General features: G+C 73.9%; 26 protein-coding genes and 1 pseudogene. 11 read left to right on the forward strand and 16 right to left on the reverse strand.

Annotated elements, in window-relative coordinates; genetic code table 11:
• Positions 1-229 precede the first annotated feature (229 nt).
• Together ACZ5OX_RS32295 and ACZ5OX_RS32300 are read right to left on the reverse strand one after the other, a co-directional pair.
• The gene (locus tag ACZ5OX_RS32295; protein WP_465634930.1) at positions 230-1492 is read right to left on the reverse strand and encodes an IS256 family transposase; all 1263 of its coding nucleotides are present in this window, start codon (positions 1490-1492) and stop codon (positions 230-232) included.
• Between the two features lie 1998 nt (positions 1493-3490).
• A complete protein-coding gene (locus tag ACZ5OX_RS32300; protein WP_465634932.1) occupies positions 3491-3844 on the reverse strand; it encodes an ArsR/SmtB family transcription factor in 354 nt (117 codons plus the stop codon).
• Between the two features lie 468 nt (positions 3845-4312).
• On the opposite strand from ACZ5OX_RS32300, the gene ACZ5OX_RS32305 reads away from it, so the two are divergent.
• A complete protein-coding gene (locus ACZ5OX_RS32305; RefSeq protein ID WP_465634934.1) occupies positions 4313-5107 on the forward strand; it encodes an MBL fold metallo-hydrolase in 795 nt (264 codons plus the stop codon).
• A 399-nt stretch (positions 5108-5506) separates the two neighbouring features.
• Positions 5507-6118, forward strand: a complete 612-nt coding sequence (locus ACZ5OX_RS32310; protein ID WP_465634935.1) for a DJ-1/PfpI family protein — start codon at positions 5507-5509, stop codon at positions 6116-6118.
• 595 nt (positions 6119-6713) lie between these two features.
• Here ACZ5OX_RS32310 and ACZ5OX_RS32315 read toward each other — a convergent pair.
• From ACZ5OX_RS32315 to ACZ5OX_RS32335, 5 genes are all read right to left on the reverse strand, one after another.
• The gene (locus ACZ5OX_RS32315) at positions 6714-7979 is read right to left on the reverse strand and encodes a hypothetical protein (protein WP_465634937.1); all 1266 of its coding nucleotides are present in this window, start codon (positions 7977-7979) and stop codon (positions 6714-6716) included.
• A gap of 628 nt (positions 7980-8607) precedes the next feature.
• Entirely contained in the window at positions 8608-8811 is a 204-nt protein-coding gene (locus tag ACZ5OX_RS32320) for a DUF397 domain-containing protein (protein WP_465634939.1), read from the reverse strand.
• A gap of 124 nt (positions 8812-8935) precedes the next feature.
• On the reverse strand, positions 8936-9127 hold the full coding sequence (locus tag ACZ5OX_RS32325; RefSeq protein WP_465634941.1) for a DUF397 domain-containing protein: 192 nt from the start codon (positions 9125-9127) through the stop codon (positions 8936-8938).
• Between the two features lie 154 nt (positions 9128-9281).
• Positions 9282-9575 (reverse strand): hypothetical protein, encoded by a 294-nt coding sequence (locus ACZ5OX_RS32330; RefSeq protein ID WP_465634942.1) that lies wholly within the window; start codon positions 9573-9575, stop codon positions 9282-9284.
• Positions 9557-9826: a hypothetical protein gene (locus tag ACZ5OX_RS32335; RefSeq protein WP_465635025.1), complete on the reverse strand. Its 270-nt coding sequence runs from the start codon at positions 9824-9826 to the stop codon at positions 9557-9559. The genes ACZ5OX_RS32330 and ACZ5OX_RS32335 overlap by 19 nt, the downstream gene beginning before the upstream one ends.
• A gap of 1121 nt (positions 9827-10947) precedes the next feature.
• Here ACZ5OX_RS32335 and ACZ5OX_RS32340 point away from each other — a divergent pair.
• Positions 10948-11973 carry a YihY/virulence factor BrkB family protein gene (locus tag ACZ5OX_RS32340; RefSeq protein ID WP_465634944.1) on the forward strand — a complete coding sequence of 342 codons (1026 nt, stop codon included), beginning with the start codon at positions 10948-10950 and terminating at the stop codon, positions 11971-11973.
• A gap of 539 nt (positions 11974-12512) precedes the next feature.
• Here the strand turns inward: ACZ5OX_RS32340 and ACZ5OX_RS32345 are convergent.
• The 6 genes and pseudogenes from ACZ5OX_RS32345 to ACZ5OX_RS32370 form a co-directional block, all read right to left on the reverse strand.
• Positions 12513-12767, reverse strand: a pseudogene (locus ACZ5OX_RS32345) (hypothetical protein); the annotation flags it as partial.
• A gap of 38 nt (positions 12768-12805) precedes the next feature.
• Entirely contained in the window at positions 12806-14020 is a 1215-nt protein-coding gene (locus tag ACZ5OX_RS32350) for an alpha/beta hydrolase family protein (protein WP_465634946.1), read from the reverse strand.
• A 318-nt stretch (positions 14021-14338) separates the two neighbouring features.
• Positions 14339-14764, reverse strand: coding sequence for a DUF397 domain-containing protein (locus ACZ5OX_RS32355; RefSeq protein WP_465635027.1), 426 nt, complete (start codon positions 14762-14764; stop codon positions 14339-14341).
• Complete coding sequence (locus tag ACZ5OX_RS32360) at positions 14713-14916, reverse strand: DUF397 domain-containing protein (RefSeq protein ID WP_465634948.1); 204 nt, start codon at positions 14914-14916, stop codon at positions 14713-14715. The genes ACZ5OX_RS32355 and ACZ5OX_RS32360 overlap by 52 nt, the downstream gene beginning before the upstream one ends.
• Before the next feature lie 181 nt (positions 14917-15097).
• Positions 15098-15310: a DUF397 domain-containing protein gene (locus tag ACZ5OX_RS32365; RefSeq protein ID WP_465634950.1), complete on the reverse strand. Its 213-nt coding sequence runs from the start codon at positions 15308-15310 to the stop codon at positions 15098-15100.
• Positions 15294-16133, reverse strand: coding sequence for a helix-turn-helix domain-containing protein (locus tag ACZ5OX_RS32370; RefSeq protein WP_465634951.1), 840 nt, complete (start codon positions 16131-16133; stop codon positions 15294-15296). Before ACZ5OX_RS32370 ends, ACZ5OX_RS32365 begins: the two co-directional genes overlap by 17 nt.
• A 117-nt stretch (positions 16134-16250) precedes the next feature.
• On the opposite strand from ACZ5OX_RS32370, the gene ACZ5OX_RS32375 reads away from it, so the two are divergent.
• The 5 genes from ACZ5OX_RS32375 to ACZ5OX_RS32395 all read left to right on the forward strand — a co-directional run bounded on the left by ACZ5OX_RS32375 (position 16251) and on the right by ACZ5OX_RS32395 (position 18245).
• The gene (locus ACZ5OX_RS32375; RefSeq protein ID WP_465634953.1) at positions 16251-16451 is read left to right on the forward strand and encodes a hypothetical protein; all 201 of its coding nucleotides are present in this window, start codon (positions 16251-16253) and stop codon (positions 16449-16451) included.
• Entirely contained in the window at positions 16451-16723 is a 273-nt protein-coding gene (locus ACZ5OX_RS32380) for a hypothetical protein (protein ID WP_465634955.1), read from the forward strand. The genes ACZ5OX_RS32375 and ACZ5OX_RS32380 overlap by 1 nt, the downstream gene beginning before the upstream one ends.
• A gap of 14 nt (positions 16724-16737) precedes the next feature.
• A complete protein-coding gene (locus ACZ5OX_RS32385; protein WP_465634957.1) occupies positions 16738-17205 on the forward strand; it encodes an NUDIX domain-containing protein in 468 nt (155 codons plus the stop codon).
• A gap of 70 nt (positions 17206-17275) precedes the next feature.
• Positions 17276-17599, forward strand: a complete 324-nt coding sequence (locus ACZ5OX_RS32390; RefSeq protein ID WP_465634959.1) for an AMP-binding protein — start codon at positions 17276-17278, stop codon at positions 17597-17599.
• A gap of 319 nt (positions 17600-17918) precedes the next feature.
• Positions 17919-18245: a hypothetical protein gene (locus tag ACZ5OX_RS32395; RefSeq protein WP_465634961.1), complete on the forward strand. Its 327-nt coding sequence runs from the start codon at positions 17919-17921 to the stop codon at positions 18243-18245.
• A gap of 103 nt (positions 18246-18348) precedes the next feature.
• On the opposite strand, the gene ACZ5OX_RS32400 is transcribed toward ACZ5OX_RS32395, so the two are convergent.
• Positions 18349-19077 carry an SDR family oxidoreductase gene (locus ACZ5OX_RS32400; RefSeq protein WP_465634963.1) on the reverse strand — a complete coding sequence of 243 codons (729 nt, stop codon included), beginning with the start codon at positions 19075-19077 and terminating at the stop codon, positions 18349-18351.
• Between the two features lie 689 nt (positions 19078-19766).
• Positions 19767-21689, reverse strand: a complete 1923-nt coding sequence (locus ACZ5OX_RS32405; RefSeq protein ID WP_465634965.1) for an FAD-binding protein — start codon at positions 21687-21689, stop codon at positions 19767-19769.
• Between the two features lie 264 nt (positions 21690-21953).
• On the opposite strand from ACZ5OX_RS32405, the gene ACZ5OX_RS32410 reads away from it, so the two are divergent.
• Together ACZ5OX_RS32410 and pgm are read left to right on the forward strand one after the other, a co-directional pair.
• Positions 21954-22253 carry a YciI family protein gene (locus tag ACZ5OX_RS32410; RefSeq protein WP_449790444.1) on the forward strand — a complete coding sequence of 100 codons (300 nt, stop codon included), beginning with the start codon at positions 21954-21956 and terminating at the stop codon, positions 22251-22253.
• 307 nt (positions 22254-22560) lie between these two features.
• Positions 22561-24201, forward strand: coding sequence for a phosphoglucomutase (alpha-D-glucose-1,6-bisphosphate-dependent) (gene pgm, locus ACZ5OX_RS32415; protein WP_465634967.1), 1641 nt, complete (start codon positions 22561-22563; stop codon positions 24199-24201).
• A 216-nt stretch (positions 24202-24417) separates the two neighbouring features.
• Here the strand turns inward: pgm and ACZ5OX_RS32420 are convergent, their stop codons facing one another.
• Positions 24418-25599: an MFS transporter gene (locus ACZ5OX_RS32420; RefSeq protein WP_465634969.1), complete on the reverse strand. Its 1182-nt coding sequence runs from the start codon at positions 25597-25599 to the stop codon at positions 24418-24420.
• A gap of 135 nt (positions 25600-25734) precedes the next feature.
• Here ACZ5OX_RS32420 and ACZ5OX_RS32425 point away from each other — a divergent pair, with 135 nt between their 5' ends.
• Complete coding sequence (locus tag ACZ5OX_RS32425; protein ID WP_449808934.1) at positions 25735-26079, forward strand: ArsR/SmtB family transcription factor; 345 nt, start codon at positions 25735-25737, stop codon at positions 26077-26079.
• Positions 26080-26245: the final 166 nt, after the last annotated feature.

The raw sequence follows: 26245 nt of genomic DNA on the forward strand, positions 1-26245 counted from the left end.
GGACCGGGGCGGCCCCCCGGTCCCCGGCCTGCTGTACGCGCCCGCCCGGACCTCGGTCCGCCGTACCCGGACCCGCCAGGTTCCCGGTTCCCGGTTCGCCCCCGTCCGGTCCCCGGCCTGCCGTACGCGCCTACTCGGCCTGCCGTACCCGGGGACTATCACGATCTAGGTGTACGGCACCCGGTTGGCCTACGTGTTGATCTTCGTGGTGGGGTGTGGGCCAGGTGGCCTACGCCCGTCCGGCTGACAGGCGCCCGTCGAAGGCGATGTCGAAGGCGTTGAGGGCGGCCATCCAGCGGTTGCTCCAGCGCTGGCGGCCGCGTCCGGTGGGGTCGAGGGCGAGGGTGGCCAGGTAGAGCCGCTTGAGGGCCGCTTGGTCGTTGGGGAAGTGACCGCAGGCGCCGGCGGCCCTGCGGTAGCGAGAGTTCAGGCTCTCGATGGCGTTGGTGGTGCAGATGATCTTGCGGATCTCGGCGTCGAAGGCGAGGAAGGGGACCATCTCCGGCCAGGCCTTCTCCCACAATCGCACCACGGCTGGGTAAGTCGCCTCCCAGGCGGCCGCGAAGTCGGCGAAGCGGTCCAGGGCCGCTTGCTCGTTCGGCGCGGTGTAGACGGGCTTGAGGTCGCGGGCCACGGCCGCCCAGTCCCGCTTGGAGGTGTAGCGGAAGGAGTTCCGCAGCAGGTGGACGATGCAGGTCTGGACCACGGTCTGCGGCCAGACCTGGGCGACCGCGTCGGGCAGGCCGGCCAGGCCGTCGCAGATGAGGATCAGGCAGTCCTTCACGCCGCGGTTCTTGATCTCGGTCAGGACGGACTGCCAGTACTTGGCGCCCTCGCCGCCGCTGGAGGTCCACAGACCCAGGATGTCGCGGTAACCGTCGGCGGTGACGCCCAGGACCACGTAGACGGGTCGGTTGGCGACCTGGCCGTCGCGGACCTTGATGTTCACAGCGTCCACGAACAAGACCGGGTAGACCGCGTCCAGCGGGCGCGTGCGCCACTCGGCCATGCCCTCCAGGACCCGGTCGGTGATCGTGGAGACGGTCTCCTTGCTGGTCGTCATGCCGTAGACCTCGGCCAGGTGCGCGACGATCTCGCCGCTGGTCAGGCCTTTCGCGGTCAGCGAGACCACAAGATTGTCCAGGCCCTCGGTCCGGCGTGCGTGGCGGGGTACGACCTTGGGCTCGAATGTGCCGGCCCGGTCCCTGGGCACCTCCAACGTGACCGGTCCGGCCTCGGTCATCACGGTCTTCATCCGGTAGCCGTTGCGCGCGTTGCCGCCCTTGCGCACCGAGCGGCCCGGCTCCGCGGTCGAAGCCAGGTGTTCGTCCATCTCGGCCTCCAGGGCCTCCTGGAGCAGGTGCCGGGTCAACTGCTGCAGCAGCCCGCCGTCACCGAGCAGCTGCATCCCGCCGGCCCTGGCCTGCTCGGTCGCCAGCTCGGCGACCGAGGCCACTACATCCGACGCACCCGTACTCTTCCTCGGACCCATGCCCAAGGCATCGGCAGTTTCCGGCCCCGACGAAACCGACTCGTCAGGAACCGACCGATCTGCTGATCCGTCAGCGAGCTCATCAGTGTCTCCCTTGAACAGGGTGTCCACCTGATTCATGACACTCCCCGTACCCGTCCCCGCGGCCTCCGGTCTCCGGTCCGCCCCGGCGGGTCCCCGGCCTGCCGAGCGGTGCTGACGGTCTGTCAATTTCCGTGTGGTCGGTGTCTGGAGCTCCTTATTTCGACAGTTGTGGATGTTTGATTGGCGGGGTGTGTCCGGGTCGGCTGGGTGTGGATGCGGGCTGCTGGCCGTGTGTACCGGGGGAGGGGTTTGTCATGCCCGGGGTCGTTGTCGTCGAGACTGCCGGGGGGCGGAGGTGCCGGCCGTGTGTGAGGTGTCGTGCCCGAGCTCGGGGTGCGGCGGGTTGCGCCTGTGTCGTGGTGATCGGTCTCGACCCGGGCCGAGGCCTTCTTCCGTGCCGGTGCCTGCCTGGAGTGGCCGCGTCTGCCTGCCGTCCTCGGTGGCGAGGCCTGGGGTGCGGTGGAGGTCGTCGGTGAGGGCGTCGTCGCTTTCGTGTCCGGCCGGTGTCGAGACCGTGCCCGCGTTCTCCCGGAAGGACTACGGCGTCTGCGGCGCCTGCGTGCTGGTCCCCGCCCGCGCGGCCGTCCCCCGCCTCGAACACCTCGCTCCGGTCGTGGGGTGTCGCTGTGTGGATGTCCTGCCTCACTGCCTACGGCCCTCACCGCCTGCGGGGTGCTCGCCGGGGACGGCTGTCTGCGCCCTGGTGGCGACGTGCTGATCGCCGCCGTCTGTGGTGTGGGCCTGGCCGCTATTGGTGCCGTCCGTCGTCTGGGTGCCCACCCCGTCGCCACCACCCCCCGGCACCCGCGCCCGCGCGGCCGTTCCCTGCCTTGAACGCCTCGCCCTGGTCCCGGGGGTGTCGCTGTGTGGATGTCCTGCGTCACTGCCTGCGGGGTGCTCGCCGGGGATGGCTGTCTGCGCCCTGGTGGCGACGTGCTGATCGCCGCTGTCTGTGGTGTGGGCCTGGCCGCTATTGGTGCCGTCCGTCGTCTGGGTGCCCACCCCGTCGCCACCACCCCCCGGCACCCGCGTCCGTGCTGAGGCGCGGCGTCGCCGGCGGGGAGGGCTTTCTCGCCGGGGTCGATGCTGCGAGTGCCGGACGCGGTGTGTGCATCGTTTTCGGCCCCTGTTGTGGGACCTGGCGTCCTCGTTCTCGCGCGCGTCCTCGCCCCGACCCGGATGCCTGGTCGTCTACGGCGGCTTCGACCCGGGCGTCACTCCAGGGCCCGGCTGGGATGCCTTCGTCCTCGTCGCGGGCGGCTGCCTGCGCCCTGGTGGCGACGTGCTGGTCGCCGCTGTCTGTGGTGTGGGCCTGGCCGCTATTGGTGCCGTCCGTCGTCTGGGTGCCCGCCCCGTCGCCACCACCCGCGCCCGCGTCCCGTGCTGAGGCCCGGCGCCTGCTGGACGCCGGCGGCGTCGTTGTCACCGGCGGGGAGGGCTTTCTCGCCTGGGTCGATGTCGCGAGTGCCGGATGCGGTGTGTGCATCGTCTTCGGCCCCCGTCGTGGGACCCGGCGTCTTCGTTCTGGCGCGCGTCCTCGCCCCGACCCGGTCGCCTGGTCGTCTACGGCGGCCTCGGCCCGGGCGTCACTCCGCGACCCACAGCCGGTTCGGCGCCGTCGCGGTGAAGTCGCGCCGTCGCCGGCTGCTTTTTCGGTATGCGTGAGGTGGCCCGCGGTGACGAACGCCTGCGCTGCGCCCACGTGTTCGTCACCGCGGGCCTGGCCGGCGGCTCGTTCACCCCTCCCGGTCATCGACCGTGTCTTCGAGGACGCCTGGACGCCGTCGCCGAAGTCCACCGCTATCTCGAATCCGGTACCCGGATCGGCGAGATCGTCCTCACCGTCCGAGACCGACCCGCCCTCACGCCCCCGGGGCCCGACCCGCTCTCACGCTCCCGGGGCCAGGGTTCCTCTCACGCCCCTGGGGCCTGCTGTGCTTCCGCGTCCGCAGCGGCCACTACTGCCGACAGCAGGCCCGGGAAGCGCTGTTCCAGCTCCTCGGTGCGCAGTGCGTTCATCTTGGTGGTGCCGACGTAGTACTGGCGTAGTACGCCGGCTTCGCGTAGCACGCTGAAGTGGTGGCTGGAGGTCGAACGTCCGACCGGGAGGTCGAAGGAGCCGCAGCTGAGGTCGGCTCCGGAGTGCGCGAGTGTGCGCACCACCGTCCTGCGGGCCGGGTCAGCGAGTGCCTCCAGTACCTGCTGGACGCTCACGTCCTCCACACCAGGGTGCACGATCACCCGCGCCGCCACGCGTGCCCGTCCCACACCCACCACCCCTTCCCAATGCTCGACCCCCGTCCGTTCGATGGTCAAAGTCCGCGCGGTGCGCGTGACTTCACGCGCATGACGCTACCAGGGCCGATCGCCTGGCCTGCCGGTGTTCAGTGCGGTGGGTGGAGCCGCCCGCCCCCGCTGGGGCACCCGCGAGCGCGCCCCCCGCCGCGCGGCGGGGGCGTGCGACCCGCCGCGAACGACCCGCCGTGAACAGGACGGGCAGGACAGGACAGGACAGGGCGGGAGAGGGGGTGCGGGAGGGGAGGGGTGCGGGAGGGGGGTGCGTGAGGGGAGGGGTGGGCAGGGCAGGGGAGGGGAGGGGGTGCGGGAGGGGGTCTGTGGTCTTCGGGTGTCGGTGGGAATGCCGTGTCGCCTGGGGTGGTTGCGGTGGAGAGTCCGCGTGTCCGGTTGTCGGTGTGTGGTGGGCTTATTGACGTGTGGTCGCGGGAGGGTGTGCGGATGAGGATCGGTGGCATCGAGGTTCTGGCGGTCATGGACGGAACGGGTACGGAGAGGGCTGCGGATATCCTCACTCGTCCCGGTGTCGATGATCCGTGGGCCTGTCACGGTCATCATCTCGGGCCCGGCGGTACTCTTAACCTGCCGCTCGGCGGGTTTCTGGTACGTGGTGGTGAGCGTACGGTGCTGGTCGATGCCGGGGTCGGTCCGCACGACGACGGCCGTTACCGCGGGGGTGCCCTGCTGGACTCGCTCGCCGCGCACGGTACTGCCCCTGGTGACGTGACCGATGTCGTTTTCACCCACCTCCATTTCGATCATGTCGGGTGGGCCTGTGTCGAGGGCCGGCCCGTCTTCCCTAACGCCGTCTACCGTGCCCACCGCGCGGACTGGCGGCATTTCGTCACCGGTGACACCGCGACCCCCGAAGCCGTCGCCAAACTCAGCCCTCTCGAGGGCCGGTTGGAGCTGTTCGACACCGACTTCACCCTCGCTCCCGGTATCGATGCTCTCCACCTGCCCGGCCACACCCCGGGTACCACTGTCTACGTGCTCTCCGGTGGCGGGCGCCGGGCCCTGCTGCTCGGGGACGTCGTGCACTCCGTCGTCCAGTTCGGTGAACGGGACTGGCAGGTCGTCTGGGACGTCGACCCTGTCGCCGCTTCGGCCGTGCGCAACCGCCTCGCCGACCAGGCGGCCGACACCGACGACCTCCTCGTCGCCGCCCACCTGCCCGGTATGCGCTTCGGCCGTATCCTCGCCGCCGACGGCCACCGCCGCTTCGTCGCCGTCTGAACCCCCGGCCCCCGCCCCGGCACCGCCCCCGGCCCCCGGCCCCGGCACCGCCCTCGGCCCGGCACCGCCCTCGGCCCGGCGCCGCTCCGGCACCGGCGCCGCCTCGCCCTCGGCACCGCCCCCGGCCCCGACCCGGCACCGTCCCCAGGCCCGGCACCGCCCCTCCGGCACCGGCACCGCTCCGCTCACGTGCCGTCCCGCCCCCGGCACCGGTGCCGCCTCGCGCTCGGCACCGCTCCGCGCACGTGCCGTTCCGCCCTCGGCCTGGCACCGCCCCCCGGCCCGGCATCGCCCCGGCCCCGGTGCCGCCCCGGCCGCGGTGCCGGTGCCGGGTGCTGTCGGCTGTGGGGCGCGGCACACTGGGGGGCCGGACATGTGACGCCGTATGAGGGAGCAGTGATGGCACAGGTCGCCGTGGTCACCTTCGACGGGTTCAACGAACTCGACAGTTTCATCGCCTCCGCACTGATCAACCGCTGCCGCAACGACGGTCTGGAGGCCTTCATCACCACACCGACGCCGCAGGTCACCTCGATGAACGGTGTCCGGGTCGCCGGGCAGCGTCCGATCGAGTTCGTCGCCGAGGCCGACGTCGTGCTGATCGGCAGCGGGGTACGGACCCGCGACGTGGTCGCCGACGCCCCGTTGCTCGCCCGGCTGCCGCTGGAGCCCGCCCGGCAGCTGATCGGCTCCCAGTGCTCCGGCGCGCTGGTGCTGGCCCATCTGGGCCTGCTGGGTTCCATGCCGGCCTGTACCGACCCGACGACCCGGCCCTTCCTCGAGGCCCTCGGTGTCACCGTGCCCGACGCGCCGTTCCACGCCGAGGGCAACATCGCGACCGCGGGCGGCTGCCTGGCCTCCCAGTACCTCGCCACCTGGGTGATCACCCGCACCCTGGGCGAGGACGCCGCGCGTGCCGTCCTCGACTACGTCGCCCCGGTCGGCGAGCACCGGGAGACCACCGCCCGCGCCCTGCGCGCCGTCGGCGTGGGGGAGCCCGCCCGCGCCTGACGGGCCCTGCCGGCCGGCGGGCACCGATCCGCCCCCGACGCCCCGGTGTCGCCACTTTGCCCCGGGGCCGTCACTGCACCGCGGTGTCGCCGTACCGGAAGTGGCCGGCGCCGGGGCGCGGACCGCCACCACCCGCCGCCCGTCCGTCCGGTGGCCGCCCGCCGCCCGTCCGCCCGGTGGATGCCCGCCGCCCGCCGCTGCGCCGCCGCGCTGCTGCGCTGCTGTGCCGGGGCCGGGGTGGGTGTGCCCGGGGGGGGTGAACCGCTGGGACGGCATCCGGCCGCCGTGCGGTGGGGTTCCGGCCCGGGCGGCGGCGTGTGGAAACGGCCGCGCCGGGCCGGGCTGCGCACGCCGTGGTGCACGGCCGGGGTGTGGCCGCCGTCCCGGCCCCGCGTCGGGACGGGTCCCTGCGGTGGCGGACCGGCCCGCCGGCGCCCGGCCCTCCCTCGAGCCACTTCTCGTCCAGGGAGAGCGGGCACGTGCCGGGAGTCACCGCGGATGTCTGCTGCGGCCGGGCCGACCCGGTCGCCGCGCCGTCCTCGACGGCGTCGCCCTGCTCGGTGAGGAGCGGGCGGCTGTCGAGGACGGTCCGGGGTCACGGGCGCCAGACGGCGGCCATGTGGTGCGGGTAGAGGTTGCCGGCCATCCGGGGCAGCCACAGGCCGACGACCAGGCCGCCGTCGTTCACCAGGCGGGCGCTGTTGGTGGCACCGGTCGGGTCGAGGTTCTCGGGGGCGCCGCCGCTCGGGGCCCAGATCCGGCCCGACTGGTACTCGCGGGCGGGTATGCCGTCCCAGGCGTAGCCGACCGCGGTGCCGAAGTCGTTGACGTCCGTTGCGGTCGTCCGCCCGGCCGGCCGGGTCGGGTCGAGCGGGGTCAGCACGCCCTGCGGGCTCCACCGTGCGGCATACGTCCGCAGGACCTGGGGGTCCGGCTGGTAACTGCCCACCACGGTACCCGAGTTGTTGATGCTGCCGGGGTAGGTGTCGGGGCCCAGGTCGTGCAGGACGCCGTCGGCCGAGCGGATCAGCCCGTGCCGAACGCTGCCGCCGCCCGCGAGCGGCAGGTCGACCCCGCCGGTCACGGCTCCGGCCTCGTTGATCCGCGAGGCCCAGCTCCCGACGGCGGCGGCGTCGGACGTGAACGCGTGGGGGATGCCGTCGGGGCCCCAGACGGTGCCGTGCCTCGCCCCGATCCAGGTGTAGGAGACGCCGACCGCGAAGCCGGCGCTGTTGACGTCGAAGGCCAGCCCCTCGGCCTCGCCGGGCAGCGGGGCGAGGGCGACGGTGGTGCCGTCCGGATGCCAGGCGACGGGGTGGCGCTGCGCCCCGTGGGAGGACGTGCCGACCACGATGCCGCCGGCGCTGATCGCGACGGGCTTGCCGGCGGTGTCGCCGGGCAGCGGTGCCAGGGCGGTGGGCGTGCCGTCGGCGGCCCAGCGCACGGCCGTCGCCTGGTCGCTGCCCCGTGAGGCGGGCCAGGAGATGCCGATGACGGTCCCGGCGTCGTTCACCCCGAGGGCCTGCGCGTAGTCCTCGCCGGGCAGCGGGGGCAGGACGGTGGGCGAGCGGTCCGCGTTCCAGCGGATGGCGCTCGCCCCGCGGCCCTGCCCGTCGGCCCAGGCGTAGCCGACGACGACGTCGGCGTTGTTGAGCCCGGTGGGCTCGCTGTAGGGATTGGCGGGTATGCCGGTCGACAGCACCGTCATCGGCAGCGCGGCCACGGCCACGGCCGGTGCGGCGGGTGCGGCCGGTGCGGCGGCGGGGGGTGCGGCGGCGGCGGGGGCGGTCAGCAGCGCCCCGGCGGCGAGCGCGGCCACGGCGGCGGCTGCTGTCCGGCGGCGGACGGTGGGGACGGTCATGACACGGGCTTCCTCGTCTGCTCGGCGACATGGCGGCCCCGCCGTGGCGCCGGCCGTGCCGCGAAGGGCCGGACGCGCGCCGGGCGGGGCCGGTGGATGCGGTGGTGCGGGACGGGCCGTGTGCTGCCCGCGCCGGTGCGTGAACACCCCCGGCGACGGGCTGTCATGGCCGCGACTCTAGCCGCCCGTCTCCGCCCCGCGGAGCCGAACCGGGCACTCCGGTCGTCCGCGGCACCACCCGCCGACCCCCCGTCTCCGCGGCACCTCCTACCGACCCAGGTCGTCCGCTACGCCCGTGGTGTCGGCCGGGGCCGAACCCGCCTGCCCGGCGGTTCTCGGCTGCCGGGGCCCGCGCGTCGTTGCCGGCCCGCACGCCGCCGCCCCGGGGATCGCCGTGGGCGGCGGGGTCGTGATGCTGCCCGCCGCGGACGGTCCGCCGCGCCGCCTGCGGGACCCCGGGCGGGCCCTGGAACGCCGGCTCCTCGACCAGGGTGCCGGGGCCCTGGACCCCGTGGTCCTTGCCACGGCCTGCCGGGAGCTCGCGCGGGTAGCCCGCAGCGCAAAGGCGCCGGGGGAGGGGTTACCGCCCGTCGCCGCCCTGGGCCGGGGCGGCGGCACGCAAGTGCCGTCAGGTGGTGCGGAGTTCGCCGGTGCGGGCGGCGGTGACGAAGGTCTGCCAGGCGGGGGCGGGGAAGAGGAGGGTGGGGTCGTCGGGGTTCTTGGAGTCGCGGACGGGGATGAGGTCGGGGATGCTGTCGGCGACTTCGACGCAGCCGTTCTGGCCGCCGTTGTGGGTGCTCTTGCGCCAGACGACGGGGGTGCTGCTGCTCATGGCGGTTGCCTTCTGGATGAGCTGCGGAGTGGGAAGTCGGCGGGGTCGACTTCTCATGCCGGGTGTTCGGGGGAGGAGGGGCCCTGCCCGGACGGCACGAGGAGGGTCCGACATGCAAGTGCCGTCAGGTGGTGCGGAGTTCGCTGTCGCGGGCGGCGGTGATGAAGGTCTGCCAGGCGGGGGCGGGGGAGAGGAGGGTGGGGTCGTCGGGGTTCTTGGAGTCGCGGACGGGGATGAGGCCGGCGACCTCCATGCAGCTGTTCTGGCCGCCGTTGTGGGTGCTCTTGCGCCAGACGACGGGGGTGTTGTGGTTCATGGCGGTTGCGTCCTGGATGAGCTGCGGAGTGGGAGGTCGGCGGGGTCGACTTCCCGTGTCGGGTGTTCCGGGGGAGGAGGGGCCCTGCCCGTACGGTACGGGCAGGGTTGTCCGGCGTCGCTGCCCCGGGCCGGGGCGCGACGGGCACGTGCCGTCAGGTGGTGCGGAGTTCGCCGGTGCGTGTGGTGGTGGCGAAGGTCTGCCAGGTGGAGGGCGGGAAGTCGAGGCGGGGGCCGTCGGGGTGGTCGCTGTGGTGGGTCGGCTTCCCGGGCTCGACGGGCCGGCCGTGCAGCGCGCGCGTACTCCAGGGTTCCAGGGCGGTGAGGACCGGGTCGGCGTTCGCGTGTTCGGAGGTGTGCCGGCCCACGGTCCGGCGGGAGAAGGCGTCGCGGATCGTGGCCGGCCGCCACGGTCCCTCGTCGGTCGGGATCAGTGAGATGTCGGCCACCCGCAACCGGTTCGGCGCGGTCGGCGGTGGAATCGCGCTGCGCCAGGGCCGGGGCGGGGTCGGCGGCCGGGTCGCGGTGGGTGAGGGATCGGGGCCGGCGCGGGCCGGCGTGGGCTGACGCCCTGCGGGCCGGCCCGGCGCGTCAGGCGTTCGTCCGGCTTGCGGCCGACCCGGGTGTTCTCGTGGCGCAGGACGGCGTGGGCGCGCGGGGAGCCGTGGGTGGTGTCGGAGCCGGCGTGGATGCGGCGGATGTGCTCGGTGGGTTCGGCGTCGTGGCGTTTGCGCGCGCACGGCTCGGTGGTCTCGTGGCGTCGGCGGTGAGGAGGAGGCGGGGATGTGCGGTTCCCGCAGGTCGGGTTCGGCCCCGGAGCGGTCGTGGTGCTCGTCGGTGGGCTTCAGTGCCGTCGCCGGGTCGGGTCGAGCTCCTGGGCGAAAAGAGGCGAGAAGAGCCGAGGCGGCGTTGAGGATTTCGCGGGACCGGTGGAGTTCGGCGTTCTCCTTGCGCAGCGCGGCCGGTTCCTTCTTCTCCGTGGTGGTCTGCCGGTCGTCGCGCTCGCTTCGAGGACGAGCAGGCGCGGGGCGCTGACCAGGGCCTGGGCGACCCGTGGTCCGCGTCGTCCTGGTGGATCCGGTGGTGCGGGGCCTCGTGGTGTGCGCTCGGGTCGCGGGCCGTCGTGCGGTCGGCAGTGCGGTGCATCTCCACCGCACGTCGTCGCAACTCGGGCGGGTGCTTCATTGGTGCGGCCGTGGCAGAGGCTCCCTTGTCATGGCCGACCAGGCCGTTTGCGGCAACCTTGCGCACGTCGGGGGAGTCTCGGGTCGCTGTTCTCCGGTACGACGGGCCGGCGGCCGGCTGCCAGGCACAGCTGTGTGGGAGGCGGGTTCTGCGGTGGGGAGTCGATGACGTCCGGGTCGTGGTCCGTAGCGATGTTCTGGCGCGCGACCGCCGGCATCGGCGACTGCGTGATCGGCTTGTTCGCCGAAGCGCGGCGCGAGGTGCCCCGGCAGGTCGCGGTCCGTTTGCCGTCCACGATCACGTGGGGGTTCGGACGGTGACACGGCGAGGGCCTGAGCGCAGGCGGCGGGTTGGAGGACAGCCGCAGCTTGCGCGCCCCCCTGGTCGCGCGGCGATCAGGGGGGCGCGGTACCGGCGGCCGGCGGCTTCGTCTGAGGCGCGGTGAGTGGTGTCGCTGGTCCGCCACCGGGGCGAGGAGAGCCGCTTCGCCGTCGCAGGGGACGCGGCCGCCCGTCGCCCGTCGCCCGTCGCCCGTCGCCCGTCGCCCGGCCGCCCGTCGGCCGGGCGGCCGGGCGGCCGACGGGCTGAGTGGTGTCGGGCGGGAATAGTCGCCGGCTGTTCGGACAGACGCCGGGTATGGCGCTGTTTCGCAGACGTACGCGTGGCTTGACGGGCGACGAGCCGCAGGCCCGCGGCCCGGGCGGCGAGAAGGCCGCTCCGAAGGGCCCGTCCGATGTTCCGGGGCGGGGTTGGTTCGCTGTGCTGAGGCGCACCGGGCGGGAGTTCTTGGACGATGAGCTGCCGGACCGTGCGGCCGCTCTCACCTATTACGGTGTGCTGGCGATCTTTCCTGCGCTGCTGGTGCTGGTGTCGGTCATGGGTCTGGCGGGCAGCTCGGCCACCAACCAGATCCTGGACAACCTGCAGAAGCTCACCCCCGGGTCCGCGCGGGAGATCCTGCACTCGGCCGTCACGCAGGTGCAGGGCAGTCGTGGCACCGGCGGCGTTCTGGCGGTGGTGGGTCTGGCGGGCGCGCTGTGGTCCGCCTCCGGGTACGTGGCGGCGTTCACGCGTGCGGCGAACGCCGTCTACGACATCCGTGAGGGCCGGCCCGCGTGGAAGGTCACGCCACTCAGGTTGGGCCTGACCCTGTTGATGATGGTGCTGCTGGCGGCAAGCTCCGTGATCGTGGTGTTCACCGGTCCGCTGGCGAAGCGGGTCGGCGACGTCCTGGGCCTGGGCGACACGGCGCTCACCGTGTGGGCGATCGCGAAGTGGCCGGTGCTGGTCGTCCTGGTGGCGTTGATGATCGCCCTGCTGTACTGGGCGGCGCCGAACGTGCGCGGGCGGGGTTTTCGCTGGATCTCGCCCGGCAGTGTGCTGGCCGTGCTGCTGTGGATGCTGCTCTCGGGCGGCTTCGCCCTGTACGTGGCCAACTTCGGCTCCTACAACAAGACCTACGGCACCTTCGCCGGGGTGATCATCTTCCTCGTGTGGTTGTGGCTGTCGAACCTGGCGATTCTGCTCGGCCTGGAGTTTGACGCCGAGCTGGCCCGCGAACGCGCCATCCAGGGGGGCATGCCGTCGGCCGAGGAGCCCTATGTCGAGCCCCGCGACACCCGCAAGTGGCCGCACGACGAGAGGGACGGCCGTCAGCGATGAAGCCCCCGGGCGGCCGCGGGTGGCCACGCCGCACCGCGGTAGGCGCGCGGGGTCCGGGAAGGGCGACGTGATCCCGGAGGGGAGTCTCGGGTGACACGACGGGTCGGGGCCGTGCGGGCCGGAGCGCAGGGAACGGCGATCGCGGGCCCCGCTGCCCGAGGGCCCGCTCGCCGACTGCTCGACCCCGAGCGGGGACTGCGCCCGCGACGCCGAGCGCCGCCGCGACGCCCGAGAGGTCCTCACGGTCCTCGTGCGCCGCAACGCCCGCCGGCCCGCGGCGGCCGATGGACGGCCTCGGTCCCGGACACCGGCTGGTGTCCGGGACCGAGGCCGTCGCGCTCGGGGCAGCACGGGCGGACCCGGCCTGCCATGCGCCGGCGCTCCCGGCTGACATGCGGGGGCCGGAAGCCGGCCCCCGCCGAGGGGCCGCAGCCCGTACCGCTGCGGTGCGTCGTTCAACCGGGCGTCGCTTTCCGGAAGGGCGCTCGCGCAGCAAGGGCGCTCGCGCAGCTCGGCCGGGAGCCCGGCGGGCGGTCGGCTCAACGGGCCTCCTCGGTCAGGGGCCACACGCCGAACCACTGCTCGGCGTCGAACTCCTCGAACCTCTCCGCCTCGGTGAACCCCGGCTTCACCGCCGGGCGCACCGGGCGGTCGTGGGCGGCCTGCGTGCACAGCGCCACCGGCTCCCCGGGCAGCGCCCCGGCGAACCGGCCCAGCGCCACCGGCTCCCCGGGCAACGCCCCGGCGAACCGGCCCAGCGCCGCCGCGCACGCCTCGGCTGCATACCGCCGCCCCCGACCCGATGCGAGCGGGCCTCGCTGCCGGCGCCTGGCTAATAGTGGAAGAGTACTTCCGGGTTGTTCGGCGAGGGGCCGTCCAGCAGCGGACTGTGGATTCCCTTCAGTGTCTGGCCGAAGAACGCTGTCACGTACTCGCGGGTGATCGCCACCCCGCGTTCCGGGGCCAGGGGCGGCGTCGGGAACCCGGCCTGCTCCAGGAGGAGGTCCAGGTCGGTGAAGCTGGTGTGGTCGGCGTCGGTGACCGTCAGCCACTTCTTGTAGCCGCCGAGGGCGGCCCAGGTCTGCTCCCACGTGCGGTCGGCCGAGTGGTGGTCGGCGGTCGCGCCCAGCATGAGGAACGGCCGGTTGATCTGGCCGGGCATCGGGGCGGGGTGGAAGGAGCCGTCCATGTTCACTGCGGCCCGTACTCGCGGGTCGGCGATCATCGTGGCGGCGGCCGCCGCTCCGCCGAGGGAGTGTCCGGCCATGCCGATCTCGTGCTTGTCGATGAGGTGTGCCAGGCGCCACGAGGTATTGCCGTGCGTCAACTGGTCGATCACGAAGGACACGTCCAGCGCGCGGCCGGCGGCGACGGAGTCGAAGTCGAGGCCCGCCGGGCCGTCGCAGATCGCGCACGGCGGCGTCTGGCCGTTCGCCAGCGTCTCGCCGCTGTCCTCGTAGGTGTGGCCGACGAGCGCGACGACGTAGCCGTGACTGGCAAGGTCGGTCGCGAGCGAGGTGAGCGTCATGCGCGGGTTCTCGTACGCGGGTGAGAGGACCACCAGCGGATGCTTGCCGCTGTGCGGCCGCGCGCCGTCGAAGGCGTGGGTGGTGACGCCGGCGAGGTTCTGCGCCGTGATGCCGGAGCTCGCCGGCGTCTTCTGGCGCTGGAGGATTCCGGCTGCCTCGCCGAGGGTCATGTAGGGGGCCGGAGTCCCGGTCCCGGGGACGGCCGGGTAGATCATCGTGACGGTCAGTTGGCGGGGGCCGGATGACGGCACCCAGGGGTCGGGACGGCTCGCGTCGGTGAGGTGGATGATGTCCTCGCCGGCGGCGTAGGGGCCGGTCGGCGCGGGGAGCGTGCCGTGGAAGGACCGCGTGGGCGCGGTGGCCGTGGCCGGTGCGGTGTCGAACGCGTGCGTGGCCACCGGCGTGGCCACCGGCGTGGCCGACGGTGTGGTCGTGGCGGCGAACCCGGCGCCGGTTGCGGTGGCGAGGGCGGCGAGCGCCAGCACCGCGACAGCGCTGATACGGCGATTGCGTCTCATCCTGCCGACCGGGCAGGGGCGGCCGGCGGCTTTCGAGTGTCGATCGGTCATGGCCCCACGGTGTCGCACCGGGCGGCGCCGGGTCGGCAGCGTGAACCCACCGGCCGGACGGGGGGTAAACCCTACCCCCCGCTGGTGGGCTCTCCTTGCTGTCGACGGGTGGTCGGGTCGGTACCGTCCCCTTGTCGAATTCGAGGCGCGGACGGTGACCTCCAGCCGCCCTGTGACGTCCGCCGACTCCGGTAGCGTCCTTGACGCATCGTCACGCGACACGCTGGCGCGGCTGGAGGGAACTCGCGGCGCCGACGGCGATGGTCCTCACTGGGACACGACCTGCGTGGGACACGGCGGGTGCAGTGACAAGGCAGGTGCGGACGGCGGTGACGAAGGCCGGCCGGGGGAGGGCGGGACGTCGAGGCGGGGGCCGTCGGGGTCCGCGCAGTCCCGCACGCGGCCGGGGCGCGGGTCGTCCACTTCGACGCACAGGCCGCCGCCTCCGCTGTGGTGCTCTTGCGTCAGGCGGTGGGGGTGGTGCGGTTCACGGCGGTTGCGTCCTGGGCGAGCTGCGCAGTGGGAAGTCGGCGGGGCCGACTTCCCATGCCGGGTGTCCGGACGAGGGGCCCTGGCCGTGTGGTGTGGGAGGGTTCTCCGGCGTCGCTGCCCCGGGCCGGGGCAGCGGCGCGCAAGTGCCGTCAGGCGGTGCGGAGTTCGCCGTCGCGGACGGCGGTGACGAAGGCCTGCCAGGCGGGGGCGGGGAAGAGGAGGACGGGGCCGTCGGGGTCCTTGGAGTCGCGCACGGGCATGAGGCCGGGGACGCCGTCGGCGACCTCCACGCAGCCGTTCTGGCCGCCGCTGTGGGTGCTCTTGCGCCAGGTGACGTGGGGGGTGGGGTTCAAGGGATTCCCTCCGGGTCGGGCCGTGTGGGTGGAGTGGGAAGTCGATGGGGTCGACTTCCCACTCCGGGGGCCAAAGAGGGAGTCGGGCCACGGCACTTGCTCATCAACCCCTTGCGCTGGACCGGCGGTGGGACCGCTGCGCGCCGCCGCCCCGGGCAGGAGCGGCGGCGCGCGGACAGGATCAGCCGGCGTCGAACTCGCCGGTGCGGACGGCCGTGACGAAGGACTGCCAGGCGGCGGAGGGGAAGACGAGGGCGGGGCCGCTGGGGTCCTTGGAGTCGCGCACGGGCATGACACCGTTGAAGCCGTCGGCGACCTCCACGCAGCCGTTCGACCCGCCGCTGTAGGTGCTCTTTCGCCAGCCAGCGTGGGTCAGGTCAACATCCATCCTCATAGTCCTTCCGTACCGCTCGCATCTTCTCCACCGACGCGGCCTGGTTCAGCGCCTCGATCTGAAGCCGATCGTAGCCCCTGGACAGCGGAAGAACGGCGTTGATATCGCGATCAAGGTACCCGCGCAGCTCGGTTTCCGTATATCCGAGCAGCTTTCGGTCGGGCATAGTCAGGAGAATCACGGGAAGTGTGAACGGACGGTCCTCGCCCAGGGAGAAGGGGGCTACCTGCAGCAGGATGTTCGGAGACGCGGCGAGCTGTTCGAGGTGCAGCAGCTGTTCGATCATCACCTCCGGCCCGCCGACAGGTCGGCGCAGGCAGCTTTCGTCGAGAACCGCATGAAGCAGCGGTGTCGGCGTGCGGGCCAGGAGTTGCTGGCGCGTCATGAGGAAGTTGACCCGCTCCTCGGCCTGTTCGGGAGTCGCAGTGCCGCGCCTGACGTTCGCCGCTTCCCAGGCGTCAGCGTAGGCACGGGTTTGCAGCAGCCCGGACACGATGTCGATCGAGAACAGCCTGACCTCTGAGGCGCGGTTCTCGTAGTTGGCGTACTCCGGGAAGCCCGGCACGAGCGCGGTGTGCTTGTGCTGCCACCACATCAGCATCAAAGTCCCGCCCGTTTCCAGGACTTCGTCGGCCTTGGTGGCAAACTTTTCACTCGGCGGTCGACGCGCAAGTTCAACGAACGAGACGTACGACGCGCTGACTCCGCACTTGCGCGCGAGCTGGTGCTGCTTGAGGCCCTTCGCCCGCCGTGAGTTGCGGAGTTGGATGCCGAAAGGGGCCCAGGGGCTCGACGACGGCTCGATCTCCTTGATGTTGACCATAGGTGCTCCGACTCAACGTGGCCTCGAAGTCAAGTTGTTTGCGCTTCCGATGCTAGGGGTCGCTGGGCCACGATGTACACAGAACGTGAAACTCCGATCGCAGAGGGTTCCATCCGTATGCCCCACGACCAAGCCCCCCGCCTCCACGGCTACGGCGTCCGCTTCGACACCGAGGCCCAGCGCTACCGGGTCCGCAACGAACTCACCGGCGAGTGGCTGCGCCGGCCCGGCGGCGAACTCGCCGCCTTCGTCTTCTTCGGCGACGCCTACAGCGCCTGGCGCGCCTTCGAGGTCCACAAGCGCCCCGGGGAGCGGTGATGTCCACCCTCTCCCGCGCCACCGCCGAGCAGCGCCGCGAGGCCGCCGACGTCCTGGACGACCTCACCACCGTCCTCGACCTCGGCGGCGTCTGCCTCCCCACCCTCGAAGTCGACTGGGAGGGCGGCCGCCTGACGTGCAGCTACCTGCTGCACCTCACCGCCCGCCCCCTCGACCTCCTGCGCCTGGTCGACCTGCTCCGCAAGGGCCTGCGCTACGAACGCCTCACCCACCACCACCCCCACGGCCACGACCCCCACCACGACGGCTGAAAGCGACCACCCCCGTGTACGACCCCCGCCTGCTCGCCAAGCCCCCCGTCTGCCGGCTCGGCTGCCTCGTCCTCGTCCGCAACCCCCGCGGCGACGTCCTCCTCGTCGACCCCGACTACATGGACGGCATGATCCTCCCGGGCGGCTCCGCCCGCCCCAACGAGCCCCCGCACCTCGCAGCCGCCCGCCACCTCAACGCCGAGACCGGCCTCCACCTGCGCCTGACCGACATCCTCGCCGTCGACTTCACCCCCGCCGACCGCTACCTCCAGCGCCTCAGCCTCGTCTTCGACGGCGGCACCGTCCCCGACACCACCCCCCTCACCGTCCCGCCCCGACACCACAGCGGCCTGCTCGGCGCCCGCTTCGTCCCCGTACGCCAACTGCCCGACACCATGGCCCCCGCCCAGTACGCCCGCACCACCGAAGCCCTCGCCAACCGCACCCTGCCCGCCCTCGTCCACGGCCAGCGCACCACCTGACAACCCGCCCACCCGACAACCCGCCCACCCGCCCGCCCGACAACCCGCCCACCCGGCAACCCGCTGCTCGGTGACACCATCGGGGAACCTCGACCGCGCGCTGCGCACCTTCCCCGAGCGCGACGCCCTGGCCGACCGGGCCACCGCCCGCCGCCGGACGTGGGCCGAACCCGCCAACGACGTCGACGCCCTGGCACCCGGCCTGCTGGAGCTCGGGACCGCCCAAGGGAACCGGGTCGGCATCCGGGCCCCCGACTGTGCCGGGTGGACGCTCACCCAGTACGCCACCGCCAAGCTCGGCGCGATCCTGGTGTCGGTCAATCCGGCCTACCGGCCCATGAGTTGGAGAACGGTCCATGGCCCGCTTCGCCGGGGCCCGTGCCGCAAAGGTTGAACCGGTACTCCGGGTCGCCGGTCGCCTTCCGGCCGCTCGATCGTCATGCCCCAGCCCACACCCGCCGCCCCCGCTGCCCTGTCCGCCCTGTTCGCGGTGCGGCACCCGCACGAATGCCGGACACACCGTAGGGCCCGCGACGGCGCCCGGACCGGCGGCTTCCGCGCCCGGCCCACCGCGCGGACCGCCACCGCCGCGCGGTGGGGCGAGAGGAAGCGCACCGGCGAATCCCGGGGTGACACCCGGCCGCCGGGCGAGGAGACCGCCGACCGGCACACGGACGCGGCGACGCGGCACGGACCGACCGGAAGACAGCACGGTGACACGGGCCACGAAGGGAACCCGGCGCATCGTCGTCGACGGCGCCGAGTACCGCCGGCGCGTCAGCCGCCGGCACTGGTGCCGCGACCACGAGGGCACCACCCTCGGCTACGCGGTGCAGGACGCGCGCCACCCCGCGACCACACTCGTCGTGGACACCGGCCGGCCCACCGCCCGCGCCCCGGCCGCGGTACCGGCGCAGGTGGTCATGCCGCAGGTGGTCATGCCGCGGGAGGTCGCCGCCGGCATCCGCCGCGCGCGGGCGAACGGCTGGACACCGCGCACGGCCGGGCCGCCGTTCAGGCTGCGCCTGTCCGCGCTCTGACGCACTCCCCTCCGGGCGCCCGGCCCCTCCCCGGACTCCCGGACGCCGCCCGGCCCCCCGGGCTCCCGGGCTCGCCGGGTTCCCGTGGGTCGGTGCGGGCGGGTCAGGAGAGCCAGTCCGTGTAGCGGGTGGGGGCGAGCCGGGCGTTCCCGTCGGTGAGGACGTCGCCCCGGACGGCGGCGAACATGCCGGCGGTGGGGTCGGTGACGACGGTGCGGTGGTCGCCCTTGGCGGCCAGGGTGATCCGGCCCAGCTCGTCCAGGGGGAAGACCTCCGGGCCGGCGATGTTGCGGATGCCGTTCAGCGGGGTGCCCGCCGCGACCAGCGCCACCGCTTCGGCGACGTCCTTGGAGGCGATCGGCTGGATCGGCGTGGCGGGCAGCCGGACGGTGTCGCCGTCCGTGGTCCAGGACAGGACGGCGTCGACGAAGTCCATGAACTGCGTCGCCCGGACGATCGAGTAGGGCAGCGGCCCGGCCGCGAGGATCTCCTCCTGGAGCGCCTTGGCGCGGTAGTAGGCCAGTTCCGGCACCCGGTCGGTGCCGACGATCGACAGGATCACGACGTGGCCGACGCCGGCGCGCTCGGCGGCGGCCAGCAGGTTGTCCATCGAGGTCCGGAAGAAGGCGGGGGAGGCCTCGTCGAAGGTCGGGGAGTTCGTCAGGTCGACGACGACGTCGGCCCCCGCCACCGCCTCGTCCAGCCCCCGGCCGCTGATGACGTCGACCCCCGTGGACTTCGAGTGCGCCACCGCCTCGTGACCCGCGGCGTTCAGGTTCCTGACGACCTGCGACCCGATCAGCCCGGTGCCGCCGATGACTGCGAACTTCATGACCTGCCCTCTCGTCGTGACCATGTCCGCAATATGGCACAGCGGCACCGGGCGGGCGCCGCATCGCCGCCGGACGCCGCCACGACCCCCGGACGCGCCGAGGACGCCCCGGGGACGCCCCGGGGACGCGCCGCCGGGACACCGGGCTGACACCAAGCCGGCAGTCCCGTGGGTGACAACCCGAAGCCGTTCCACCCGCTGCCCCGGGCCCACAGGATGGTGACCACAGGATGGTGACCACAGGATGGTGACCACAGGAACGGGGGTGAGGACGACCCCCGGATCCGGGCGGGTCCGCGCCGGCGGCCCGCACCACCGAAACGTTTCTCCGGGGGAACCGCCAAGCTCCGCGCCGTCCCGACCACCATCACCGCCGCCGCCACCGGGCCCGCCCTCCCGCACGCCGCGGCCGGGGCCGCGGTCCGCGCCGACACGGGCTCCTCCTCGACGGTCATCGGCTGGGACTGAGCCCCCGCCCGCCCCCCGCCCGCCCGCCGGCGGCCCGCCCCCCTTTTCACCACCACCGCCCCGGACGAACAACGCACCGGCCCCCGGGCGCGCCCCCAACCGCCGCCCCCCGCCCGCCGCCCCCCGCCCGCCGACCCCCGCCCGCCGACCCCCGCGCCGGGGGAGGAGGGGACAGGCCGCCGGGCCGCCCGCACCGGCGCGGGCGGGCCGGCGCCGGCGCGTCAGGACGCGTGGATGCCCTGCCCGGGCGTCAGGATCCCCGCCGGGTCCCAGCGCCGCTTGGCCGCCACCACCCGCTCCCACAGCCCCCCGTAGTGACGCTGCCAGTCCGCCCGCGTCATCCCCGGCACCGCCCCGATCAGGTACCGCTTGCCGCCCAGCTCCACCGCCAGGTCGTACAGCAGCCGGTTGCGCTCCAGCATCGCCGCCGTGTCCGCCCCCGGCCCCGGGAACGCCAGCAGGTCGAAGTGCCAGCCCACCTCCTCCTGCCCCGGCAGCACCGCCAGCGGCGCCCGGACCTTCGAGCGCAGGTACGGGTAGAACAGCAGCAGCCCCGCCCCCAGGTCCGCCGCCGTCAGCACCTGCGCGGCCCGCGCCATGAACGCCCGCGCCGACGCCGCCGGCAGGAACACGCTCAGCCACGGCTTGGGCAGCGCCCAGAACCCCGCCGCCCGCAGGTACCCGGAGAAGCCGTCCACCCGGTACGCGTACTCCCGCCAGCTCTGCTCCACCACCTCCGTCTCCACCGGGACGAGCCCCGCCAGCAGCGTCGCCCGGTCCACCTGCTGCCCGGCGTCCGCGAACGCCACCAGCTCCGCCTTGTAACGCCAGCGCGAACCGTCCGCGCTGCGCACCACGTCACCGACCTGGAAGTCGAAGCGCCGCCCGGCCAGCACCTTCTCCTGGTCCGCGAGGTAGGCGTCCAGGTCGTCGTAGTACAGCGAGAACACGTGGGCGCGTTCGCGTACCTTCACCAGGGCGAGGGTGACGCGCACGATCACGCCGACCTGGCCGCCGCCGGCCAGCACCGCCTCGAACAGCTCCCGGTTGCGGGTGGGGGAGGCCGTCACCAGCTCGCCGGTGCCGGTCACCACGTCCAGCTCCAGCACGTTGTCGACCTGCATGCCGTAGCGCTGCACACCGCCGCCGATGCCGCCCACGCTCAGCGTGCCGCCCACCGACAGGTGCAGGTAGTCGGTGAGCACCGGCGGCACCCAGCCCGCCGCCAGGCCCGCCTCGGTCACCTGCGCCCACGTCGCCCCGGCCTCCACCACGGCACGTCCCGCGCTCACCGACACGATCCCGGACAGGCCGCGGGCGTCGATGGCCACGCCGCCGCGCGGGTTGGCCTGGCCGTAGCTGGAGTGCGACTCCAGCCCCTCCTCGCCGAGCTGCGCGAGGTCCCCGCTCTGCCCGTTGACGGCCACCGGGATGCGGTGGCGGCGGGCGAAGGCGACCAGCTGCTGCACGTCGCGCACCGAACCGGGGCGCAGCACCGCCCGGGGCGCGGCGGTGACCAGGTGCCCGAAGTCGCCGCAGAAGCGGTCCAGGCCCTGGCCCTGCAGGGTCACCGTGCCGTCCAGGGCGGGCAGCCGGGCGATGTCGGGTACGGCTGCGTCGTCGGCTTCGGTGGCCCACGCGGCGGTGGCGGTGTTCCAGCCGATGACGGCGGTGACGGCCCCGGCGCCGGCGGAGGCGAGGAGGGCGCGGCGCGACAGCCCTGAGCTGCTCATATCAGGTCTTCTCCGATCAGTCGTCAAATGAAGGATTGTCGTTTGTATCGCACCTTCCGGGTGATCACCTACTGTCCTGCACAGCCGTTCTGCTGCTCCCTCAGCGCGGCGAGGCCGTGGAACACGGCGTCCACGACCACCGGCCGGTACGCCGGTCGCGTCCTGGTCCACCCACGCGGTCGCGGCCGCGGCCTCCTCCAGCAGGGCCGGCCGGGCCTGGGGCAGGTCGGCGACCAGCGGTGAGCGGCCGGCGTCCGGCAGCGTGTGGACGAGCTTGTGGGCGTACACGTGCGGGCTGACCGCGAACAGCGTCCGGTACACCCACAGCGCGTCCTCGCCGGTCAGGATCCACTCGTCGCTCAGCAGCAGCCGCACCCGCGTCCTCGGCACCAGGTCCTCGTGCACGCGCATCCGCCCGTCCCCCTCTTGTCGTCGTTCCTGTGGCCCCCTGTGCCCGTGCGCGGGCAGCACGCCGTGCGCGCCGGGCGCCCGCGAAGGGGGCGGCGGCGCGGTGGGCGCGAAGGGGGATGCGCACGAGTCTGCGGGCGCGCCCCCGCGCGGCAAGGCGAGAACGGGGTGTGCCGGGTCCTACCGCGGGGCCTTGCGCGAGGCGGCAGGACGGGGGTCGGCACCCTCCCGGCGGGCGCCGCGCGGGCAGGCCCTAGCCTGGGCCCCATGTTCGTACTGGAGCTGACGTACACCGCCGACCTGGAGTCGATCGACGCCGTGCTGCCGCAGCACGTGCAGTGGCTGCGGGAGCACTACGCGGCGGGCACCTTCCTCGCCTCGGGGCGCAAGGTGCCGCGCGACGGCGGGGTGATCATCGCGGTGGGCGAGGACCGGGCGTGCGTCGAGGCGCTGGTGGCCACCGACCCGTTCGTGCGGGCCGGGTTGACCGAGTACCGGGTGACGGAGTTCCTCGCCACCACCACCGCCGAGGAGTTGGCGGCCCACCGCCAGCAACTGCCCGCCTGACGCCCGCTCCGGCGCCCGCCCGGCGGCTTGCCTCAAGCCCGGCCGGGCGCCGCCTCAGCCCGTTGCGGCCGCCTGCCTCAAGCCCGTTGCGGCCGCCCGCCTCAAGGCCCGTTGCGGCCGCTTGCCTCAAGCCCGCCTGAAGCCCGCCTCAAGGCCGTCTCAAGGCTGCCCGTCCCCGTCCGTCGCCGCCCGTGAGCGGTGTCCCGGACCGCTCGCGCGGTTCGGGGCACGGTCGCGTTCTGGCTACGATCGGTGAACGCGCAGCGACGACGTATCGCGAGTACCGACTTTCGGCGGGAGAAGACGGATGGCACACGCACGGGCCGGGCAGCCGGCGCAGCCGGGCGACCTGGTGGACGTGGCAAGGCTGGTGACGGCGTACTACGCGCTGAACCCGGACCCGCAGGAGCCCGGGCAGCGGGTGTCGTTCGGGACCTCGGGGCACCGCGGCTCGTCGCTGGACGCGGCCTTCAACCAGGACCACATCGCCGCGACCACGCAGGCGATCTGCGAGTACCGGGCCGAACAGGGCGTCGCGGGCCCGCTGTTCCTCGGCGCCGACACCCACGCCCTGTCCGAGCCCGCCAAGGTCACCGCCCTGGAGGTGCTGGCCGCCAACGGCGTGCAGGTGCTGATCGACGCCGCCGACGGCTACACCCCCACCCCGGCGGTCTCGCACGCCATCCTCGCCCACAACCGGCGCAGCCCCCGGGCGCTGGCCGACGGCATCGTGGTCACCCCCTCGCACAACCCGCCGCGCGACGGCGGCTTCAAGTACAACCCGCCCAGCGGCGGCCCGGCCGGCTCCCGGGCCACCGGCTGGATCCAGGACCGCGCCAACGAACTGATCCGCGAGGGCATGCGCGGCGTCAAGAGGGTCCCCTACGCGCGGGCGCTGGCCGCCGCCACCACCGGGCGCCACGACTACCTCACCGCCTACGTCGAGGACCTGCCCTCCGTCCTGGACCTGGACGCGGTGCGGGACGCGGGACTGCGCATCGGCGCCGACCCGCTGGGCGGCGCCTCGGTGGCCTACTGGGCGCGCATCGCCGACACCCACCGCCTGGACCTGACCGTCGTCAACCCGGTGACCGACCCGACCTGGCGGTTCATGACGCTGGACCGGGACGGGAAGATCCGCATGGACTGCTCCTCCCCGGCCGCGATGGCCTCCCTCATCGGCCGCAGGGACGAGTACGCCATCGCCACCGGCAACGACGCCGACGCCGACCGGCACGGCATCGTCACCCCCGACGGCGGCCTGATGAACCCCAACCACTACCTGGCCGTCGCCGTCGACTACCTCTACCGCCACCGCACCGACTGGCCCGGCGACGCGGGCGTCGGCAAGACCCTCGTCTCCTCCTCGATGCTCGACCGCGTCGCCACCGACCTCGGCCGCCCCCTGGTCGAGGTCCCGGTCGGCTTCAAGTGGTTCGTCGACGGCCTCCTGGAGGGCTCGATCGGCTTCGGCGGCGAGGAGAGCGCCGGCGCCTCCTTCCTGCGCCGCGACGGCGGGGTGTGGACCACCGACAAGGACGGCATCCTGCTCGCCCTGCTCGCCTCCGAGATCACCGCCGTCACCGGCGCCACCCCCAGCGCCCACTACCGCGAGCTGACCGAACGCCACGGCGCCCCCTCCTACGCCCGCGTCGACGCCCCCGCCGACCGCGAGCAGAAGGCCCGCCTGGCCCGACTGTCCCCCGAACGGGTCGGCGCCGGCGAGATCGCCGGGGAGAAGATCACCGCCGTCCTCGCCAAGGCCCCCGGCAACGGCGCCCTCATCGGCGGCATCAAGGTCTGCACCGAGAACGCCTGGTTCGCCGCCCGCCCCTCCGGCACCGAGGACGTCTACAAGATCTACGCCGAGTCCTTCCACGGCGACGAACACCTCGCCCGCGTCCAGGACGAGGCCCGCGCCCTGGTCGGCGAGGTCCTGCGCGGCTGACCCCCCACCGGCACCCCACCGGCACCGCCACGGGGCGCCACCGCACCGGCTGCCACCGCCACCCGGGGTGCCACCACACCGGGTCCACCGCCACGCCGGATGCCACCGCACCGGGTCCACCGCCACGCCGGGTGCCACCGCGCCGGCTGCCCCGGTCCGTCCCACGGACCGGGGCACCCGCCCCCTTCCGGGCCCCGCCCGGGCGCCCGCCCCCGCTCAGGCGCGCACCGCACCCCGGCCCGGCGCCGCCGCCCGCACCGCCCGCACGTCCCGGGTCGACGCCGCCGCCACCGCACACGCCACCAGCGCCAGCCCCGCCGCCGCGAAGGGGAACCACCGCCCGCCCAGCACCGCGATCGCCGCCGACCCCGCCACACCCCCCGCCGCCGTCCCCAGGTACAGCGCACTGCTGTTCAACGAGATCAGCAGCGGCGCGTTCGCCGGATCGATCGACGCCAGCCGGTGCGGCAGCGCCACCGACACCGCCCACCCCGCCAACGGCACCACCAGCGCGTACCCCAGCGCCCCCGGCATGCTGCGTCCCAGCCACGGCAGCGCGGCGAACGCGCCCGCGGCCACCGCCGAGCCGGCCAGCAGCACCCGCCGCACCCCGATCCGGTCGACCAGGCGCCCGCCCAGCCAGCTGCCCGCCACCGACATCACGCCGCAGGTCAGCAGGACGACGCTCAGCCGGTCGGCGTCGCCGCCGGTGGCGCCCGAGACGGCGGTGGCCAGGTAGATGTAGACGCTCTGGAAGGCGAGGAAGAACACCAGCGTGGTGGCCGCGGCGCCCAGCACCCGGGGCCGGCCCAGCGGCGCCAGGCGGGCGCGCAGGGTGGGCGCGGCGGTGGGGGCGGGCAGGTCGCGCAGCAGCAGCGCCAGGCCGGCCAGCGCCGCCAGGCCGAGCGCGGTGACCAGCCACATCGTCATCCGCCAGTCGGCGCGCCCCACCCAGGTGCCCAGCGGCACGCCGAGCGCGGTGGCCACCGTCATCCCGCCGAGCACCGTCGCCAGCGCCCGGCCGCGCCGCTCGGGGGCGACCAGGGTGGTGGCCACCGCGTTGGCGGTCGGCGTGTAGAGGGCGGCGCCGGCCGCGGCCAGGACGCGGGTGGCCAGCAGCAGCCCGTAGGAGGGGGCGAGGGCGCTGAGCGCGTTGGCCGCGCTGAACACCGCCAGCGCGGTCAGCAGCAGGCGCCGGCGCGGCCAGCGGGCGGTGAGCGTGGCCAGCACCGGGGCCAGCAGCGCGTAGCCGAGCGCGAAGACGGTGACCAGCTGGCCGGCGGCCGGCACCGACACCCCCAGGTCGGCGGAGATCGGGCCGAGGATGCCGGCGACGACCATCGAGTCGGTGCCCATGGCGAAGGTGCCGAGGGCGAGCAGGAGCAGACGTACGGGCACGGGAGGGCCCCCCGGGGCGCAAGAAACGATTGTTGGATAGACATGCAACAGTTTGACGCTCGCCAAACACTCGGGCATGGGTGGATGATTGTCAAACCGTCCTGATCCCCCTGCGGCCCCCGAGGAGCGTGCGCCATGAGCGACGACGAGCGGCTTCCCCAGCCCGCCACCGCCGACATCGAACTCGTCACGGTCCTGCACGCCCTCGGCGACCCCGTGCGCATGACCCTGCTGCTCAGCTACGCCGACGGCGGCGAGCACTCCTGCGACCCGCGCGGCCTGGGCCTGGAACACCTCCACAAGTCGACCGTCTCCCACCACATGCGGGTCCTGCGCGAGGCCGGCGTCACCACCACCCGCGTCGCCGGACGCAACCGCTTCGTCAGCCTGCGCCGCGCCGACCTCGACGCCCGCTTCCCCGGACTGCTCGACGCACTGCTGGCCTCGTCGGCTGCACCCGCGGCAACTCCCGTGCCGTAGCGGCCGGTTGACCCCTAGGGGAAGGGGCCGCGGGGGTGGCGCCGCAGGCGTAGGCCCGCGGACGCAACCGCCCCGGGGCGACTCCTGCCGCGGGCGGACGCGCCCGGGCGGGCCCACGCGGCACGGTGGACGCGCACCCGCCGCACCCGCCGCCCCGCCCGCCGAA

Source organism: Kitasatospora sp. NPDC032121 (assembly GCF_055580145.1).

Bases quoted from the DNA above. Each gene is read 5' to 3' on its own strand.
- ACZ5OX_RS32295 (WP_465634930.1), bottom strand. From the start codon at position 1,492: ATGGGTCCGAGGAAGAGTACGGGTGCGTCGGATGTAGTGGCCTCGGTC.
- ACZ5OX_RS32380 (WP_465634955.1), top strand. From the start codon at position 16,451: ATGTCCACCCTCTCCCGCGCCACCGCCGAGCAGCGCCGCGAGGCCGCC.
- ACZ5OX_RS32320 (WP_465634939.1), bottom strand. From the start codon at position 8,811: ATGAGCAGCAGCACCCCCGTCGTCTGGCGCAAGAGCACCCACAACGGC.
- ACZ5OX_RS32310 (WP_465634935.1), top strand. From the start codon at position 5,507: ATGGCACAGGTCGCCGTGGTCACCTTCGACGGGTTCAACGAACTCGAC.
- ACZ5OX_RS32410 (WP_449790444.1), top strand. From the start codon at position 21,954: ATGTTCGTACTGGAGCTGACGTACACCGCCGACCTGGAGTCGATCGAC.
- ACZ5OX_RS32325 (WP_465634941.1), bottom strand. From the start codon at position 9,127: ATGAACCACAACACCCCCGTCGTCTGGCGCAAGAGCACCCACAACGGC.
- pgm (WP_465634967.1), top strand. From the start codon at position 22,561: ATGGCACACGCACGGGCCGGGCAGCCGGCGCAGCCGGGCGACCTGGTG.
- ACZ5OX_RS32340 (WP_465634944.1), top strand. From the start codon at position 10,948: ATGGCGCTGTTTCGCAGACGTACGCGTGGCTTGACGGGCGACGAGCCG.
- ACZ5OX_RS32405 (WP_465634965.1), bottom strand. From the start codon at position 21,689: ATGCGCGTGCACGAGGACCTGGTGCCGAGGACGCGGGTGCGGCTGCTG.
- ACZ5OX_RS32370 (WP_465634951.1), bottom strand. From the start codon at position 16,133: ATGGTCAACATCAAGGAGATCGAGCCGTCGTCGAGCCCCTGGGCCCCT.
- ACZ5OX_RS32425 (WP_449808934.1), top strand. From the start codon at position 25,735: ATGAGCGACGACGAGCGGCTTCCCCAGCCCGCCACCGCCGACATCGAA.
- ACZ5OX_RS32365 (WP_465634950.1), bottom strand. From the start codon at position 15,310: ATGAGGATGGATGTTGACCTGACCCACGCTGGCTGGCGAAAGAGCACC.
- ACZ5OX_RS32350 (WP_465634946.1), bottom strand. From the start codon at position 14,020: ATGAGACGCAATCGCCGTATCAGCGCTGTCGCGGTGCTGGCGCTCGCC.
- ACZ5OX_RS32315 (WP_465634937.1), bottom strand. From the start codon at position 7,979: ATGACCGTCCCCACCGTCCGCCGCCGGACAGCAGCCGCCGCCGTGGCC.
- ACZ5OX_RS32375 (WP_465634953.1), top strand. From the start codon at position 16,251: ATGCCCCACGACCAAGCCCCCCGCCTCCACGGCTACGGCGTCCGCTTC.
- ACZ5OX_RS32400 (WP_465634963.1), bottom strand. From the start codon at position 19,077: ATGAAGTTCGCAGTCATCGGCGGCACCGGGCTGATCGGGTCGCAGGTC.
- ACZ5OX_RS32305 (WP_465634934.1), top strand. From the start codon at position 4,313: ATGAGGATCGGTGGCATCGAGGTTCTGGCGGTCATGGACGGAACGGGT.